The organism is Sulfurisoma sediminicola (assembly GCF_003865015.1).
GTDB classification, from domain to species: domain Bacteria; phylum Pseudomonadota; class Gammaproteobacteria; order Burkholderiales; family Rhodocyclaceae; genus Sulfurisoma; species Sulfurisoma sediminicola.
The window spans coordinates 247275-262793 of the sequence record NZ_BHVV01000003.1 but is presented as its reverse complement, the minus strand read 5'-3'; the positions used below and the strand labels follow the sequence as shown (position 1 = coordinate 262793).

Sequence of the window (15519 nt, the reverse complement as noted above, 5' to 3'; positions counted from 1 at the left end):
ATATCCGATAGCCGCGGCCGTCGTCTCGACCGGATGGCCGGGACGAGTCAGGTTTCGAGCACGTAGGTACCGGGGGCATTGGCCAGTGCCGGATATTGTTTTGTTTCCACGGCCGGCGGCGTGCCCGGCTCGCCCGCCATGGGCTTGAGCCAGGCCATCCAGTCCTCCCACCAGCTGCCGGCGCGATGCTCGGCATGCTCCTTCCAGACGTCGGTCGAATAGTGGCGCTCGGCCGGGCCGACCCAGTACTCGCGCTTGGGCGGGGTCACCGGCGGATTGACGATGCCGAGGATATGTCCCGAACTCGACAGCACGTTGCGCTTGGGGCCGTTGACGTAGTTGTGGATGCGGAAGGTCTGGCGCCAAGGCGCGATGTGATCGTCCTCGGCGCCGACGGCATAGACCGGCTGGGTGATGCGCTCGAGGTTGATCGGCTGCCCGGCCACCGTCAGCAGGTCCTTCTTCACCAGCAGGTTGTCGAGATAAAAGTTGCGCAGGTACCAGGTGTGCATCTTCGCCGGCATCCGCGTCGTGTCCATGTTCCAGAACAGCACGTCGAACGGAGGCGGCGATTCGCCGTAGAGATAGCCGTGCACGACGTAGTGCCAGACCAGGCTGTTCGAGCGCAGCAGGCGGAAGGCGGCCGCCATTTCCTTGCCGTCGAGAAAGCCTTTTTCCTCCATGGCCCGCGACAGCCAGCGGAAACTGCCCTCGTCGAGAAAGACCTCGATGTCGCCGGGCTTGTGATAATCGACCAGCGTGGTGAGAAAGCTTGCGCTGGCGACCGGCATCTGGTTGGCGGGGTATTGCCGGTTGGCCCAGGCCATGTAGGTGGCGAGCGCTGCGCCGCCGATGCAGTAGCCCGCGGCATGCACCTGATTTGCCCCCGAAATTTCCTTCGCCACCTGCATGACGCGATCGACGCCTTCGGTGATGTAGTCGTCGAAGCCGACGTTGCGCATTTCCGCACCCGGGTTCTTCCAGCTGGTGATGTAGACGTCGATGCCCTGGTCGAGCAGCCAGCGCACCATGCTCTTCTTGGGGTTGAGGTCGAGGATGTAGTACTTGTTGATCCACGGCGTCACGATCACCAGCGGCTGCGTATGCACTTTCGGCTGCGTCGGCACGTAGTGGATCAGCTCGAGCAGCTGGTTGCGGAACACCACCTTGCCCGGCGTAGTAGCGAGGTTCTTGCCGACCTCGAAGTCGTGCGGACCGGTCATGCGGATGTTGCCCGCCTGCAGGTCGTCGAGGAAGTTGCGCATGCCGCGGATCAGGCTCTCGCCGTTGGTCTCGGCCGCCTTGCGCATGGCCACCGGGTTGGACCAGAGAAAGTTGGTCGGGGCCATGGCGTTGAGCCATTTCCGCCACCAGAAGGCGGCACGGCGACGATCCTTGCTCGACAGTCCGGGCGTCTGGTAGAGCATGTCCTGGATATGGTGGGTCATCACCAGATACCATTCCTTGGCGATATCCCAGCTCGCCGACTCCCGCCAGACGGGATCACTGAAGCGCGTGTCGTCTGGGTTTGGCCTCTCGACATCGTCGCTCGGCTGACCGAATGCGCGCAGCCACGAGTGCCATTGCAGCTCGAGCATCCTGCTCGAGAAGCCCGACAGCATCTCGGCCAGCTCCTGCGGGTGCGCCAGCCAGGCCAGTTGGGCATGCACCATCGGCATCGCGACGCCCATCGGGTCGATATTGGCCTCGACCGCCTCGTGCATGACCTTGAAGGTTTCGGTCGGGTGCATGGTCGTCTTGCCCAGCTTGAGATTCGTCATCGTTGCCTCCGAAGCCGCGAGCGGCGCGCCAAACCGGCCGTACGGCGGACAAGTGCTATTTTTGTGCACTGCATCGATAACGATGTTGACTTTGATCAAGCCAAGACGCCCCACCGGCCGCATAATTATTACCATAACAGTGCAGGAGATTGGGCATGTTCAAGCACATCCTCGTTCCCACCGACGGTTCCCAACTCTCTCTCGACACGGTGCGGCGTGCCGTCACCTTCGCCCGCGAGACGGGAGCCCGCGTGACCTTCTTCTTCGCCAAGCCCGATTATCCCGTCGCCTTTTACGGCGAGGGCGCTCTGATCGACCCGACGACGCCGGAGAAATTCGCGGAAATGGCGGAACAGCAGTCGAAGGACATCCTCGGCAAGGCCGAGGCGTCGGCCATCGAGGCCGGCGTGGCCTGCGCTTCGCGCAGCAGTACCAGCGACATTCCCTACATGGCGATCATCGAGGCGGCACAGGGCGCCGGCTGCGACCTGATATTCATGGCTTCGCACGGCAGACGCGGTTTCAGTGGGCTGTTGCTGGGATCGGAAACGCAGAAGGTCCTGACCCACTCGACGATTCCGGTGCTGGTCTACCGCTAGACAAGTCGGCGCTGGCGCCACACCCGCCTCACGATGCTCAATTCCGCCCTTGCCATCATCCACGACGAGCATCGCTCGCTCTCAGCAGTGGTGCACGGCCTCAAGTTCCTCGTACGCGAAATGCGCGAGAAGGGAGCCAAACCCGATTTCAAGTTGCTCTGGGCAATGCTCTACTATATGGACGCCTTTTCCGAGAAGTTGCACAATCCGAAGGAAGATGCCTACCTTTTCGCCAGGTTGCGCGTGCGCACCCACGAGGCCGATGCCACGCTCGACGAATTGGAGCGTCAGCATGCCGAATCGGGTGGCCATCTGCGCGCGCTGGAACAGGCGCTCGGCGAACTCGAGGCCGGCAAGCCCGGCGGACTCGAGGCCTTCGCCGCAGCGGCCGACAGGCACTCCGACGAAGCCTGGCAGCACATGGCGTTGGAGGAGCGGGTTGTCATCCCGCTGGCAAAGCAGTATCTGACAGCCGAAGACTGGATCGAGATCGCGCGGGCCTTTGGCGAAAACGGCGATCCGCGCTTCGGCGCGGAACCCGATCACGAGTTCCGCAATTTGTTCTCGCGCATCGTCAATCTCGCCCCGCCGCCGATCGGCGTGGGGCCGCCACTTTAGGTCACCGCGCTGCCGGTGACGCCGGCGGCTGGCCGCAGCCGCGGCCGTTGATTTCCCCCGGCGTCTTCTGCAGGAAGCAGGTGAACAGGCTGGAACCGGCGCAGATCGCCCAGAAGGCGAGGAATCCGATGGATAAGGTGGCGAGAGTCGAGAAATGGACCGGCTCACCGAAAAGGTAGAGTTCCTGCGGATTGACCACCGTGAAGAAGAGGCCCTCGGCCACTCCCGCCACGATGAATGACGGCCAAAGCACCCAAAGCAGTCGCTGCATGCTGTCCCTCCGTTAAGTCGATGGGTTGTTGCTCCAACGGTGCAGACGCGACCTCTTCCGGATCGTCGCCGCGACCGTTAGTTTATACCTGAACTACTTGGCCTGCCTGGCGTCCTCTTCCATATGCTTCGTGGCGTAGCGGTAGAGGAATATCGCCATGGCAATCACGAAAGCGATCACGAAGAGGCTGAACAGCCCCATATCCGAGCCAAACAACAGTTGCCATGCCATGGTCGTGCTCTCCTTTTTAAGGGTGACGGGAAACTTCGGCCGTGCCGCCGATGGAAACCTCCCCGGCAGCAGGTAGAACGACATTGCCCAGCAAACGCCAGGTCTTCGCTTCATCCTCGATCGACACCAGCCAGTGGCCGGAAGCCGGAAGGCGGAATTTGGCGGCGTAGGCAGCACCTTCGCGGATGACGGTCTGCGTTTGATCGAGACCGGCGCGGGTCGGATGGGACACGATCACCACCAGCCGCTCCGGCGCGATGAATTGCTTGTCCGCTGCCGTCAGGCGCAGCGACAGCGTGTCGGAGGTGACGCGCACGGCAGCAACCAGCCCTAGCGCCTTGGCCCGCTCGCTGCGCGCGATGGTCTGGTCGACCTTCAGGCCTTTCCTGTAATAGTCGTCCGTCACCAGACCGTCGCTCGTGGATATCGCCAGCCAGGCGGTATAGGTGCCGGCGAGGATCACCACGAAGGGGCCGAGCATCAGCAGCCAGGGCCAGGGCTCGCGATACCAGGGCTGCGAAGATTTCAGAGGGATGCTCATCGTACGGGTCACCGGGGAATCAGGAAGGTCGCCTTCTCGTGCACGGCGATCTTGTCGTTTCGGGTCGACTTGACGTCGAAGAAGACCACGTTCGAGCCCTGCTTGCCCGATTCGGGCGGCACGCGAACCTGGACCAGGATGCTCTTGTTGGAGGCGGCGGGAACTTCGATTTCCGTCTCTCCCGCGAGGCGAATGCCCGGAAGGCCGGTGACGCTCATCGAATAGCGCTCCGCCGATTCCGAAACGTTCATGACCTGAAGGCGATAAAGATTCTCGATCAGGCCATTCTCGACCTCGCGCGCCAGCGTGGCACGATCGCGGATGACATCGACCCGCAGGACCGGCTTGTTGGCCAGCCCCCAGAACCAGGCGGCGGTGATCGCCACGAGGATGACGGTATAAATCACCACGCGCGGACGCACGATATGGCCGGCGATGTCCTTCCAGCCCCAGTGCTGGGCGATGGCGTGCTCCGTCGAGTAGCGGATCAGGCCCTTCGGATAGGCCATCTTCTCCATCACCTGATCGCAGGCATCGATGCAGGCGGCGCAACCGATGCACTCGTACTGCAGGCCCTGGCGGATATCGATGCCGGTCGGGCAGACCTGGACGCAGATGCCGCAATCGACGCAGTCACCCTTGCCCTGGGTTTTGTAATCGGCGCCCTTCTTGCGGGTGCCGCGCGGCTCGCCGCGCTCCTCGTCGTAGGTGATGGTCAGCGTATCGGGGTCGAACATCACGCCCTGGAAGCGGGCGTAGGGACACATGTACTTGCAGACCTGCTCGCGCAGGTGACCGGCGAAGGCATAGGTGAAGGCGCCGTAGAACAGGATCCAGAAGGTCTCCCACGGGCCGAAGGAGAGCGTCATCAGTTCGCTAGACAGCGTTTTGATCGGCGTGAAGTAGCCGACGAAAGTGAAGCCGGTCCACAGCGCCACCGCGACCCAGGCCGCATAGCGCGAGCCACGAATCATGAACTTGCGGGCCGACATCGGCGCCGCATCGAGCTTCATGCGGGCGTTACGATCTCCCTCGATCTTCTGCTCGATCCAGAGGAAGATTTCCGTATAGACGGTCTGCGGACAGGCATAGCCGCACCAGAGACGGCCGCCGACGGCGGTGAACAGGAACAGCGAGTAGGCCGAGATGATCAGCAGGCCGGCCAGGAAGATGACGTCCTGCGGCCAGAACACCAAGCCGAAGATGTAGAACTTGCGCTCGACCAGATCGAGCAGCACGGCCTGCCGGCCATTCCAGGGCAGCCAGCACAGACCGTAAAAAAGAAGTTGGGTGAACCAGACAAGCGCCCAGCGCCAAGTGGCGAAAATCCCGCTGACGGCGCGGACCTGGATCTTCTTGTGGACTTCGAAAAGGGCGACGTCCTGGGCCTGCTCGGTCGTCGCGGAGGAACTGGAGGTTTCAGTGGTCATGATGACACTCGAATGAACAAACAGGGGTGAAGCCGCTCCCCGGCCCTCCTGCCGGGGAGCGCTTGCTGCAATTTTACTTCTTGTCGGCGGTCATGCCGGACATGCCCCCCATACCGCTCATGCCGGCCTGCTCCGCAGCCGGAACCGCAGCGGGCTTGGCTTCGCCCTTGACGCCACCGCCCAGACCCCAGACATAGGCGGTCAGCAGGTGCACCTTGGCCGGGCCGAGGAACTCGCCGAACGCCGGCATCTGGTTCTGGCGACCCTTGGTGACGGTCTCGATCATGCTGTCTTCGCGGCTGCTGTAGAGCCAGACCTTGTCGGTCAGGTTGGGATAGCCGGCGTCGGGATTGCCCTTGGCTTCGGGACCATGGCAGGCAGCGCAGGCCTGCGGATACAGGTCCTTGCCGCGCTGGACGCGGATCGAATCGGCGGAGAGGCCGGACAGCGAACGGACATAATGCACCACGTCCTTGACCTGCTCGCCATCCATGTCGGGCTTGGTACCCTTCGGCGTCATCACGGCCGTACGACCGCCGGTGATGGTCTCCTTGATCTTCTCGGGCGTGCCGCCCCACAGCCAATCGTTGTCCTTCAGACTGGGGAAACTGGTGGCGCCTCCGGCATCGGAGCCGTGGCACTGCGCGCAGTAGGTCAGGAACAGGCGCTGGCCCATTTCCTTGGCCTGCGGATCGGCAGCCACTGCCGCAACGTCCATCTTGGCGTACTTGTCGAACAGCGGGCCGTACTTCGCATCGGCCTGCTTCATTTCGTCCTCGTACTGGCCGCGCATGGTCCAACCGAACTTGCCGCCAAAGTTGCCCAGTCCTGGATACAGGGTCACATACACCAGTGCGAAGGCCACGGTGATGTAGAACATCCAGCGCCACCAGTTGGGCAGCGGGTTGCTGTATTCCTCCAGGGTTTCGTCCCAGACGTGGCCGGTGGTCTGACCGGCGTTGGACTTGGCTCTGTCCTGGATCAGCAGGAACACGCCGCAGCCGATGATGCTCGCCAAGGCGAGGACCACGACGTACATGTTCCAGAAGCCGCTGACGAAGTCGCTCGTATTTTTGAAATCCATGTCGAATTCCTTTCAGTGATTCGTTTGACCCGCGCCACGCTCCGCGCTGGGCGGCGTGTCATCTTCCAGCACCGAGCGGGCGGCCTTGTCGTAGGCGTCCTTGCGCCGGTCCGAATAGGCCCACCAAACAATGCCGACGAACGCGAGGAACACCAGCACGGTGATGATGGAACGCAGGTCGTTGATGTCCATGGCCGATCAGCGGGTCTGCTTGAGGGCCAGGCCGAGGCCCTGCAGGTAGGCGACCACGGCCTCGAGTTCGGTCTTGCCCTCGATGGCCTTGGCGGCACCGGCGATCTCGTCGTCCTTGTAGGGCACGCCGACCTTGCGCAGCGCCTCCATCTTGGCGCCGATGTGCGGGTCCTTGAGCGGACGATCCAGCCAGTAGTAGGCCGGCATGTTCGACTCCGGCACGACGTCGCGCGGGTTCAGCAGGTGGATCTTGTGCCACTGGTCGGAATAGCGGCCGCCGACGCGGGCGAGATCCGGACCGGTACGCTTGGAGCCCCACTGGAACGGATGGTCATAGACGAATTCGCCTGCCACCGAGTAGTGGCCATAGCGCTCGGTCTCGGCGCGGAACGGACGAATCATCTGCGAGTGGCAGTTATAGCAGCCTTCACGGATGTAGATGTCGCGTCCAGCCAGGCGAACCGGGTCGTACGGCTTGACCAGCTCATTGAGCGGCTTGGTCGTCGAAGTCTGGAAGAAGAGCGGCACGATCTCGACGAGACCGGCAACGCTCACCAGCAGAACCGTCAGAACGATCATCCATCCGACGTTCTTTTCAATTTGCTCATGCGTCAACATGATTATCTAGCTCCTTGTATTTGGACGTGAGCTCAATGAGCGTGGGCCGGCTCGAGCACCGGGGCGTCGTTGACCGCACGACCACCGGCCATGGTCATGAACATGTTGTAGGCCATGATCAGCATTCCGGTCAGGAACAACAGGCCGCCGACGACGCGGATGGTCCAGAACGGGTAGGAAGACTTCACCGATTCGACGAAGGAATAGGTCAGCGTGCCATCCACGTTGGTGGCGCGCCACATCAGGCCTTGCATCACGCCGGAGATCCACAGCGCGGCGATGTAGAGCACGGTGCCGAGGGTAGCCAGCCAGAAATGCACGTTGATCAGCTTGGTCGACGCCATCTCGGTCTTGCCGAAGACGCGCGGCAGCAGGTAGTAGATCGAGCCGATCGAAATCATCGCCACCCAGCCCAGCGCGCCGGAGTGCACGTGGCCGACGGTCCAGTCGGTATAGTGCGACAACGCATTGACCGTCTTGATCGACATCATCGGGCCTTCGAAGGTCGACATGCCGTAGAAGGACAGCGAGGTGATCATGAACTTGAGAATCGGATCATCGCGCAGCTTGTGCCAGGCACCCGACAGCGTCATGATGCCGTTGATCATGCCGCCCCAGGACGGCGCCAGAAGGATCAGCGACATCACCATGCCGAGCGACTGGGTCCAGTCCGGCAGCGCGGTGTAGTGCAGGTGGTGCGGGCCGGCCCACATGTAGGTGAAGATCAGGGCCCAGAAGTGCACCACCGACAGACGGTAGGAATACACCGGGCGGCCGGCCTGCTTCGGCACGAAGTAGTACATCATGCCGAGGAAGCCGGCAGTCAGGAAGAATCCGACGGCGTTGTGGCCGTACCACCACTGGACCATCGCGTCCTGCACGCCGGCGTAGGCGGAGTAGGACTTCGGCGTCAGGACGCCGGCTGCGAAGACCGGGATCTCGGCGCTATTGACCAGGTGCAGCAGCGCCACGGTCAGGATGAAGCCACCGAAGAACCAGTTCGACACGTAGATGTGCGGCGTCTTGCGCTTCATCAGGGTGCCGAAGAACACCACGGCGTAGGAAACCCAGACAATGGTGATCAGAATGTCGATCGGCCACTCGAGTTCGGCGTATTCCTTGGCGGTGGTATAACCCAGCGGCAGCGACAGCGCAGCCAGCAGGATGACCAGTTGCCAGCCCCAGAAGGTGAAGGCGGCCAACCGCGGGCAGAACAGCGTGGTGTGGTTGGTACGCTGTACCGAATAGTAGGAGGTGGCGAACAGCGCGCAACCGCCAAAGGCGAAAATCACCGCGTTGGTATGCAACGGACGGAGACGACCGTAACTCAGATACTCGATGACATTCAACTCCGGCCAGACGAGCTGAGCGGCGACGATTACGCCGACCAGCATACCCACGATGCCCCAAATTACGGTCATCACGGCGAACTGGCGCACGACTTTGTAGTTGTAAGTCGCTTGCGATTGCATGATGGAATCACCTCATAGACTAAGAAAAATCAGTAACTTGCGCACCAATGCCCCTACCGACAGCATTGGTACTCAGCGGCCCGAGCGGAAGAGTATACCCAAGAGCGACCGGGATTTTGACGCAAATCAATAAATCTGTCCTTTCGCATATTCAATCGCCCGATCAACGCAGCTGTTTCAGGGTTCAATTACCGGCGCTTCCGGAGTGTCGGTGTGCAGGAAAAATGGGCGAAAAAAAAGGGTGCGCGTATAGCGCACCCCCAACCCCAACAGAGAGACTAACCGTTGCAGGACGGAGCCCAAGCGACGGCTCGCATCCGAATTCCTAGGGTCGTAGTATGGTCATTGCACCAATGCAGTGCTTTGATCTGGATCAACATTGCAGAAATATTTCATTTCGGTGGGTTCTCGGGGAGCGACGCGTCCTGGCCATCCTCCGCGCGCACGCGGTCGTCATCCATGAGGATGCGGTAGCCCGGCCCATCGAGATCGTCGAACTGGCCGCTCTTCAGCGACCACCAGAAACCGGCGCCGATCAGGAACACCAGCACGATTGACAGCGGTATCAGCAGATAAAGAATATCCATGCCGTCCATCGCTCAGACCCCGCTCATTTCCCACGTTGCCCCTGCAGGCGCAGGGCGTTCATCACCACCAGCAGCGAACTCGCCGACATGCCTATGCCGGCCATCCATGGCGTGATCCAGCCTGCCATGGCCAGCGGAATCGCCGAGACATTGTAGACGAAGGCCCAGACCAAGTTCTGGCGGATCACGCGCAGGGTGCGTCGCGCCACGGTCACGCCCTCGGTGAGGTGGATGGGATCGTCGGACAGCAGCACCACGTCTGCCTGGCTGCGGGCCAGTTCGGTACCGCTGCCCATGGCGATCGAGACATGGGCCTGGGCGAGCACCGGCGCATCGTTCACGCCGTCACCGACCATCGCCACAACCGCCCCGCCATCCTGCAGCGCCTTGATCGCCGCGTGCTTGTCCTCGGGCGTCATCGCGCCACGCGCATCGCCGATCCCGAGGCCGGCCGCCATCCGCGCCACGGCGCCGGGCGAATCGCCGCTAAGCATCGAAATTGCCAGGCCCTGCGCACGCAGGGCCGCCACGGCGGCGGCCGCGCCCGGCCGCGGCGTATCTTCGAGCCGGAACAGCGCAATCCAGCCTGCCGCATCGCCCAGAGCCACCACCGTCGCTCCCTCCGCCGCCCACCCGGCAGCCTCGGCAGGCTCTGCCGCCGCATGGAGTTCAGCCACGTAAGCGGGCGTACCGATGCGCAGCAGCAGCCCGCCGCAGCGGCCCTCGACGCCACGCCCGGTACGCGCTACCAACTCCGTCGCCCCAGGCGGCGCAAAAGTTATGTGCGGCGGTATCCCTTGGGACGGCTCTGGCGCCACGCCAACGACCGCGGAATCGCGCAGCGCGCGCCCGATCGGGTGCTCCGACGCCGCCTCGAGAGCCGCGACCAATGCCCACGCCTCGATGAGCTCCACTTGCCCCAGGGCCAGCGCCGCAGTTACCCGCGGCCGCCCTTCCGTCAGGGTGCCCGTCTTGTCGAAGACGATATGGGTCGCCCGCGCCAGCGTCTCGATCGCATGGCCGCGCGTCACCAGCACGCCATGGCGGGTCATCGCCCCCGTCGCCACCGTCAGCGCCGCCGGCGTGGCCAGCGACAAGGCACAGGGGCAGCTCACCACCAGCACCGCGACGAAGACCCAGAGCGCGCGGGCGGCATCGATATTCCACCAGACGATTGCGGTCACGGCGGCAAGCAGCAAGAGCGTGACGACGAAGCGCCCCGCGATGCGATCGGCCATCTCGACCATGCGCGGCTTCTCGGCGGCGGCACGCTCCATCAGGCGCTGGATCGTCGCCAGCCGCGTGCCCTCGCCGACGCGGTCGACGCGCAGCACCAGCGGACTCGCCACATTGACGCTGCCGCCCACCACAGCGTCGCCCGCCACTTTCGCCACCGGCCGGCTTTCGCCAGTCAGCAGCGACTCGTCGGCGCTGCTTTCGCCCGACAGGACCGTGCCATCGACGGGAATGGTTTCGCCGGGCTTCGCCAGCACCGTGTCGCCGACGCCGACCTCCGCCACCGGGATGCGCTCGACATCCATCGCGGGGTAACGCGGCAGCCGCGTACAGAAGGCGGGAATCGCCCGCGCCAGCTCCTCGATACCGCGCACCGCCTTCTGCCGCGCCATCATTTCCAGATAGCGCCCCGACAGCAGGAAGAACACGAACATCGTCACCGAATCGAAATACACCGCGCCGGCCGCGGTCAGCGTCGCCCAGGTGCTCGCGGCGAAGGCCGCCCCGACGCCGAGCGCCACCGGCACATCCATGCCGACGCGTCCGAGCTTGAGGTCGCGCCAGGCCGAGACGAAGAACGGCGCCGCCGAGTAGAGCACCACGGGCAGCGTCAGCACGAAGCTCGCCCAGCGCATCAGCTGCTCGATGTCTGCCGTCATCTCGCCCTCCCCGGCCATATAGACCGGGATGGCGTACATCATCACCTGCATCATGCCGAAGCCGGCGACGAACAGGCGCCACAGGGCGGCGCGGCGTTCCTTCTGCGCCAGTTGCTCCGAACGCATCACGTCGTAGGGGTGGGCGCGGTAGCCGATCGCAGCGATGGCCTCGAGAATCTGCGACAGCCTGATCTGCCGCTCGTCCCAGCGCACCCGCGCACGGCGGGTGGCGTAATTGATATCCACGGCGGTCACACCGGGCTGGCGCGCGATGTGCGCCTCGTTGAGCCAGACGCAGGCGGCGCAGGTGATGCCCTCGAGTATCAGCGCTGCCTCGCGCTCGTGCTCGCCGACCGGACGCACGAAGTTCTTCTGCACCTCGGGATGGTCGAACAGGCCGAGCTCCTGCAACTCGAGCGGCAGCGCCTCGCGTGGGCTCTCCGGGAGGGCATCGCGATGGCGGTAGTAGTCGGCCAGGCGGTTGGCGACGATCGCCTGTGCCACGGCCTGGCAGCCGGCGCAGCACATCGCACGCGGCGCGCCCTCGATCTCGACGGAAAAGTCCGCCCCGGACGGGATCGGCAGCCCGCAGTGATAACAGTTGTCGGTCATCTGCCCTGATGCAGCGGCATGCACGCCGCCGCCGGAAACGACGAAGGCTTGCCGAGCAAGCCTTCGTGTGAGTTGGGTGGTGCTGCTGGCCGGAATCGAACTGGCGACCTACTGATTACGAATCAGTTGCTCTACCAACTGAGCTACAGCAGCGTAGGGCCGTCGATTATAAGGCCTGTCGACGCTAAGCGAAAGAACGATGTCGACGACTGCCACCCGCCGCCCGCCGGTCAGCAAAAAGGAGCCGTTTGTCGCAGAATACTAGGGCTTCGCTCAAGGGATTTGCTATCAAGCAAGCAGATGCCGAGGAACTGGCGAGCGATACAGTGGACATACAAACCTTGGAGAAATGATAAATGCGCAAAGCAACCGGGTTCTCGCTGATCGAACTGATGATCACCCTCGCCATCATCGGCATTCTCGCCGGGGTTGCGATACCGGCATATACCGATTACCTCACGCGCGCAAAGATTGCCGAAGCCGTGAGCGCCTTGTCGGACATGCGAGTAAAGATGGAACGCCACTTCCAAGACAACCGCACCTACGTCGGTGCCTGCGCGGCAGGCACCCAGGCACCGCTTCCCGCCACGAAGAATTTCACCTATACATGTCCCGAACTGACGGCGACGACCTATCGGATTCAAGCGACGGGCGAGGGCTTCACGTTCGACCTTGACCAAGCCAATGTCCGCCGCACGACGGCAGTCCCCGACGGATGGACCGCGCCGGCGACCAATTGCTGGGTCATGGGCAAAGGGGGAGGCTGCTGATGCCCAGCCCAAGGGGCTTCACTTTGGTCGAACTGATGATCGCAGTCGCGATCCTGGGCGTGTTGTTGTCGCTTGGCATCCCCGCGTTCAGTACGTACTTGGAGAACGCGCGTATCCGCAGCACGGCCGGGGCGTTTCTCTCCGCTGCCGAAGTGGCCAAAGCCACTGCGGCATCGCAAAACGTACGGGTGGAAGTCATTCTGACGAATGCCACGGATCCCGGCAATCTGGCGACCGCGGAAGGCGGCGTCAGTGCAACCGGGGCGCCATCCGGGTGGATGGTCCGGACCTTCGACCGAGCCGCCTACATCGAGGGGAAGAGCGCGGCGGAAGGTGGTCGGGGAACGGTGGCGGTGGTCAATGTCATCCGTACCGTCGCCGGCGTCACCTTCACTCCCCTGGGCGGGACGACGCTCGCTGCGGCCGCCGTTTTTTCCTTCACAAACCCGACAGGCGGGGACTGCATTGCGGATGGCGGGCCGATGCGCTGCCTCAATGTCGTGGTCGCCCCGACCGGACGCATCAAGCTGTGCGACCCCACGATAACCGGAACGGATACACGAGCATGTCCGACCTGAACATGAAAACGCATCAGCGCGGATCATTTATCCTTGAGGCGTTGATCGCCATCCTGATCTTCACCACGGGTATTCTCGGCTTGATCGCCCTGCAGGGCACGGCAATTTCTACGACCACGGACACGCGTTACCGCGTCGAGGCCAACCAGTTCGCCAACAGGATCCTCGCCGCCATCCAGGGCAGCGTCAACCGCACCAGTGAAGCGGCCTTTCAGGCCAGCCTCAACTCCTTCGCGTCCCAACCGGGCGGCGGCGACCTGCCCAATGGTTGCACCTTCAGCAGCGCGGCGCTGAGCGGCGTGGCACCGGGCAACGACATCGTGTCGGCATGGCGCACCGATCTGAATGCCAGCGGCAGCCGACTGCCGGCTGCCAACGCGCAGGTTCGCGTGACCTGGGGCACGGGCACCGCGAATCAAGTCAGGATCGTCGTCTGCTGGCAACAACCTGGCCTGCCGGTCATGCGCCGCCATGTCGTCACCGGGAGCATCAGTTGATCATGGACAAGCAGAAGGGATTTACGCTGGTCGAGGTCATGGTTGGCGTGGTCATCGCGCTGATCAGCATGATCGCGATGTTCATGGTGCAGGAGAACTGGGACAAGCAGAGGAGTTCCATCACCTCCGGCGGCGATGCCCAGGTCGCGGGCTCCATCAGCGCATTCAACCTCGAGCGCAACCTGCGCAACGCCGGCAGCGGATTCGGCAACTCAAACTTTCTCGGCTGCACCGTCTCCGCCCAGGACGCCATTGGCGCCAGAAACTTTTCTTTCACTCTTGCGCCCGTCGTGATCACCGATGGTGCCGGCGGACTGCCGGACACGATCAGCATTCTCGCCGGCAACTCCAATTCGCCGACGGCGACCTTCGAAGTTGCCTCGTCGACCCAGACCGTGACGACGATGAAGGACACTCGCACGGGTCTGTCGTTGGGAGACCTGGTGATCTTGGCCACGCCCTCGCCGACAACATGCCGGCTCGCCGAAATAAGCAACCTCCAGCCTCCAGGCACGAACAGCGGACGCGAAACCGGGCATCTGACGGCAAGCTATTCGCGGACCAGCGAACCGCCGGAGAACCGGCAGTCGGGCGCGGCGGGGGCTTGCACCGGCAGCGCCCCCGGACCGTGGACGTGTGTGCCACGCTACCCTTCGGTTTCCTTCACGACCTTCACCTCGGTCCCGCCGGCCTACGGAGAGCTGCGCTCGCTCGGCGACGATCCGCGCCTGAACGTCTATGCGGTCGATCAGGCGCGAGGGGCGCTGACGCGCAGCGAGTTGATCCATGAGGGCACCACCGCGACCGACATCGGCGAAGGGATCATCAATCTTCAGGCGCAATACGGGCTGGACACGAACAACGACGACATCATCGACACCTGGCAGGCGACCACGCCCACCTGGACCCAGCTACGGGCGGTCCGCTTCGCCCTGTTGGCGCGAGGCGAACACTACGAGAGCGTGGCTGTGACGACGGCGGCGCCGACTTGGTCCGGCGGCACTTTTGCCATGCGCAACGTCGATGGCACCGCCGATTCCGGCGCGGGCAATCTCGGAGTCAACAACTGGCGCAACTACCGCTACTCGGTTTTCGAGGCCACGGTGCCGTTGCGCAACATGATCTGGAGAAGATTTTGGTAGCGAGCAGAAGGCCCAGTCGGCACTCACGCCAGCGCGGCGTCGCGCTGCTCATTGCACTCATCATGCTGGTGGCCATGATGATGACGGGCATCGCCATGTTCCGCAAGCTGGGCGGCGCCGCCATCCTGGCCGGCAACCTCACCTTCACATCAGCCGCCATCAACTCTGCGGAGGAGGGCTCGGAAGCCGCGCGGGCGCGACTGATGGGTAGCAGCACCGCCACCCTCGCCAACGGCGCGGCGGGGTATTTTCCCGCCTCCTGCTACACGAACACCAGCCAGACGCTCGATTGCACGACGGCGGGCGCCCCGGGTCCGTTCGATCCGACCGCCTTCGCATGGGACGACACGGTATCGACCCTCGTCACCGCGGACGACGGCGCCGGCAACCAGGTACGTTACGTCATCCATCGCCTCTGCAGCGTGGCCGGCAGTCTGAGCGCCAGCGGGCAGATGTGTTCCTACTCGTCGACGGTGACGACGGTCATGCATACGGACGTACCGGAGATCACGGCGAGCATCGCGCCACTCTATCGCATTACCACCCGCGTAACCGGGCCCAGAAACACCATCGCGTATACGCAGGTCACGCTGTTCTAGGA

At 63.3% G+C, this 15519-nt stretch carries 18 protein-coding genes and 1 tRNA gene; 7 read left to right on the top strand and 12 right to left on the bottom strand.

All coding sequences use genetic code 11. The features are described 5' to 3' along the window. Positions 1-47 precede the first annotated feature (47 nt). On the bottom strand, positions 48-1781 hold the full coding sequence (locus tag EJE94_RS07615; protein WP_207855806.1) for a PHA/PHB synthase family protein: 1734 nt from the start codon (positions 1779-1781) through the stop codon (positions 48-50). 155 nt (positions 1782-1936) lie between these two features. On the opposite strand from EJE94_RS07615, the gene EJE94_RS07610 reads away from it, so the two are divergent. Both EJE94_RS07610 and EJE94_RS07605 read left to right on the top strand, forming a co-directional pair. Further along, on the top strand, positions 1937-2380 hold the full coding sequence (locus EJE94_RS07610) for a universal stress protein (RefSeq protein ID WP_121242386.1): 444 nt from the start codon (positions 1937-1939) through the stop codon (positions 2378-2380). 33 nt (positions 2381-2413) lie between these two features. Beyond that, entirely contained in the window at positions 2414-2998 is a 585-nt protein-coding gene (locus EJE94_RS07605) for a hemerythrin domain-containing protein (RefSeq protein ID WP_121242387.1), read from the top strand. 1 nt (position 2999) lies between these two features. On the opposite strand, the gene EJE94_RS07600 is transcribed toward EJE94_RS07605, so the two are convergent. From EJE94_RS07600 to EJE94_RS07550, 11 genes are all read right to left on the bottom strand, one after another. Then, positions 3000-3269, bottom strand: coding sequence for a hypothetical protein (locus EJE94_RS07600; RefSeq protein WP_121242388.1), 270 nt, complete (start codon positions 3267-3269; stop codon positions 3000-3002). 93 nt (positions 3270-3362) lie between these two features. Further along, positions 3363-3500, bottom strand: a complete 138-nt coding sequence (locus tag EJE94_RS07595; protein WP_121242389.1) for a DUF3149 domain-containing protein — start codon at positions 3498-3500, stop codon at positions 3363-3365. 16 nt (positions 3501-3516) lie between these two features. Continuing rightward, the gene (locus EJE94_RS07590; RefSeq protein WP_121242390.1) at positions 3517-4041 is read right to left on the bottom strand and encodes a FixH family protein; all 525 of its coding nucleotides are present in this window, start codon (positions 4039-4041) and stop codon (positions 3517-3519) included. 8 nt (positions 4042-4049) lie between these two features. Further along, positions 4050-5471, bottom strand: coding sequence for a cytochrome c oxidase accessory protein CcoG (gene ccoG / locus EJE94_RS07585; protein WP_121242391.1), 1422 nt, complete (start codon positions 5469-5471; stop codon positions 4050-4052). 73 nt (positions 5472-5544) lie between these two features. Further along, on the bottom strand, positions 5545-6555 hold the full coding sequence (ccoP, locus tag EJE94_RS07580) for a cytochrome-c oxidase, cbb3-type subunit III (protein ID WP_121242392.1): 1011 nt from the start codon (positions 6553-6555) through the stop codon (positions 5545-5547). A 12-nt stretch (positions 6556-6567) separates the two neighbouring features. Further along, entirely contained in the window at positions 6568-6747 is a 180-nt protein-coding gene (locus tag EJE94_RS07575) for a cbb3-type cytochrome oxidase subunit 3 (protein WP_121242393.1), read from the bottom strand. Between the two features lie 6 nt (positions 6748-6753). Beyond that, positions 6754-7365 carry a cytochrome-c oxidase, cbb3-type subunit II gene (gene ccoO / locus EJE94_RS07570; RefSeq protein WP_121242394.1) on the bottom strand — a complete coding sequence of 204 codons (612 nt, stop codon included), beginning with the start codon at positions 7363-7365 and terminating at the stop codon, positions 6754-6756. Between the two features lie 32 nt (positions 7366-7397). Then, the gene (ccoN, locus tag EJE94_RS07565; protein ID WP_121242395.1) at positions 7398-8837 is read right to left on the bottom strand and encodes a cytochrome-c oxidase, cbb3-type subunit I; all 1440 of its coding nucleotides are present in this window, start codon (positions 8835-8837) and stop codon (positions 7398-7400) included. 392 nt (positions 8838-9229) lie between these two features. Beyond that, positions 9230-9424 (bottom strand): cbb3-type cytochrome oxidase assembly protein CcoS, encoded by a 195-nt coding sequence (ccoS, locus tag EJE94_RS07560; RefSeq protein WP_121242804.1) that lies wholly within the window; start codon positions 9422-9424, stop codon positions 9230-9232. A gap of 23 nt (positions 9425-9447) precedes the next feature. After that, positions 9448-11931, bottom strand: coding sequence for a heavy metal translocating P-type ATPase (locus tag EJE94_RS07555; RefSeq protein WP_121242396.1), 2484 nt, complete (start codon positions 11929-11931; stop codon positions 9448-9450). A gap of 77 nt (positions 11932-12008) precedes the next feature. Then, positions 12009-12084, bottom strand: a tRNA-Thr gene (locus EJE94_RS07550). Positions 12085-12287: 203 nt separating this feature from the next. Here EJE94_RS07550 and EJE94_RS07545 point away from each other — a divergent pair. From EJE94_RS07545 to EJE94_RS07530, 5 genes are all read left to right on the top strand, one after another. Beyond that, positions 12288-12701, top strand: coding sequence for a type IV pilin protein (locus EJE94_RS07545; protein WP_121242397.1), 414 nt, complete (start codon positions 12288-12290; stop codon positions 12699-12701). Then, positions 12647-13279, top strand: a complete 633-nt coding sequence (locus EJE94_RS07540) for a prepilin-type N-terminal cleavage/methylation domain-containing protein (protein ID WP_121242398.1) — start codon at positions 12647-12649, stop codon at positions 13277-13279. Before EJE94_RS07545 ends, EJE94_RS07540 begins: the two co-directional genes overlap by 55 nt. Continuing rightward, positions 13267-13776: a PilV family protein gene (locus tag EJE94_RS14580; RefSeq protein WP_165904778.1), complete on the top strand. Its 510-nt coding sequence runs from the start codon at positions 13267-13269 to the stop codon at positions 13774-13776. The genes EJE94_RS07540 and EJE94_RS14580 overlap by 13 nt, the downstream gene beginning before the upstream one ends. A gap of 2 nt (positions 13777-13778) precedes the next feature. Next, positions 13779-14918, top strand: a complete 1140-nt coding sequence (locus EJE94_RS07535) for a PilW family protein (protein WP_165904789.1) — start codon at positions 13779-13781, stop codon at positions 14916-14918. A gap of 74 nt (positions 14919-14992) precedes the next feature. After that, positions 14993-15517, top strand: a complete 525-nt coding sequence (locus tag EJE94_RS07530; protein WP_124962416.1) for a pilus assembly PilX family protein — start codon at positions 14993-14995, stop codon at positions 15515-15517. Positions 15518-15519 lie beyond the last annotated feature (2 nt).

Coding starts and splice junctions, on each gene's coding strand:
- ccoN (WP_121242395.1), bottom strand. CDS start 8,837: ATGCAATCGCAAGCGACTTACAACTACAAAGTCGTGCGCCAGTTCGCC.
- EJE94_RS07615 (WP_207855806.1), bottom strand. CDS start 1,781: ATGACGAATCTCAAGCTGGGCAAGACGACCATGCACCCGACCGAAACC.
- EJE94_RS07555 (WP_121242396.1), bottom strand. CDS start 11,931: ATGACCGACAACTGTTATCACTGCGGGCTGCCGATCCCGTCCGGGGCG.
- EJE94_RS07590 (WP_121242390.1), bottom strand. CDS start 4,041: ATGAGCATCCCTCTGAAATCTTCGCAGCCCTGGTATCGCGAGCCCTGG.
- EJE94_RS07540 (WP_121242398.1), top strand. CDS start 12,647: ATGGACCGCGCCGGCGACCAATTGCTGGGTCATGGGCAAAGGGGGAGG.
- EJE94_RS07595 (WP_121242389.1), bottom strand. CDS start 3,500: ATGGCATGGCAACTGTTGTTTGGCTCGGATATGGGGCTGTTCAGCCTC.
- EJE94_RS07600 (WP_121242388.1), bottom strand. CDS start 3,269: ATGCAGCGACTGCTTTGGGTGCTTTGGCCGTCATTCATCGTGGCGGGA.
- EJE94_RS07610 (WP_121242386.1), top strand. CDS start 1,937: ATGTTCAAGCACATCCTCGTTCCCACCGACGGTTCCCAACTCTCTCTC.
- EJE94_RS07575 (WP_121242393.1), bottom strand. CDS start 6,747: ATGGACATCAACGACCTGCGTTCCATCATCACCGTGCTGGTGTTCCTC.
- EJE94_RS07545 (WP_121242397.1), top strand. CDS start 12,288: ATGCGCAAAGCAACCGGGTTCTCGCTGATCGAACTGATGATCACCCTC.
- EJE94_RS07605 (WP_121242387.1), top strand. CDS start 2,414: ATGCTCAATTCCGCCCTTGCCATCATCCACGACGAGCATCGCTCGCTC.
- EJE94_RS07535 (WP_165904789.1), top strand. CDS start 13,779: ATGGACAAGCAGAAGGGATTTACGCTGGTCGAGGTCATGGTTGGCGTG.
- EJE94_RS14580 (WP_165904778.1), top strand. CDS start 13,267: ATGTCCGACCTGAACATGAAAACGCATCAGCGCGGATCATTTATCCTT.
- ccoO (WP_121242394.1), bottom strand. CDS start 7,365: ATGTTGACGCATGAGCAAATTGAAAAGAACGTCGGATGGATGATCGTT.
- EJE94_RS07530 (WP_124962416.1), top strand. CDS start 14,993: ATGATGATGACGGGCATCGCCATGTTCCGCAAGCTGGGCGGCGCCGCC.
- ccoP (WP_121242392.1), bottom strand. CDS start 6,555: ATGGATTTCAAAAATACGAGCGACTTCGTCAGCGGCTTCTGGAACATG.
- ccoG (WP_121242391.1), bottom strand. CDS start 5,471: ATGACCACTGAAACCTCCAGTTCCTCCGCGACGACCGAGCAGGCCCAG.
- ccoS (WP_121242804.1), bottom strand. CDS start 9,424: ATGGATATTCTTTATCTGCTGATACCGCTGTCAATCGTGCTGGTGTTC.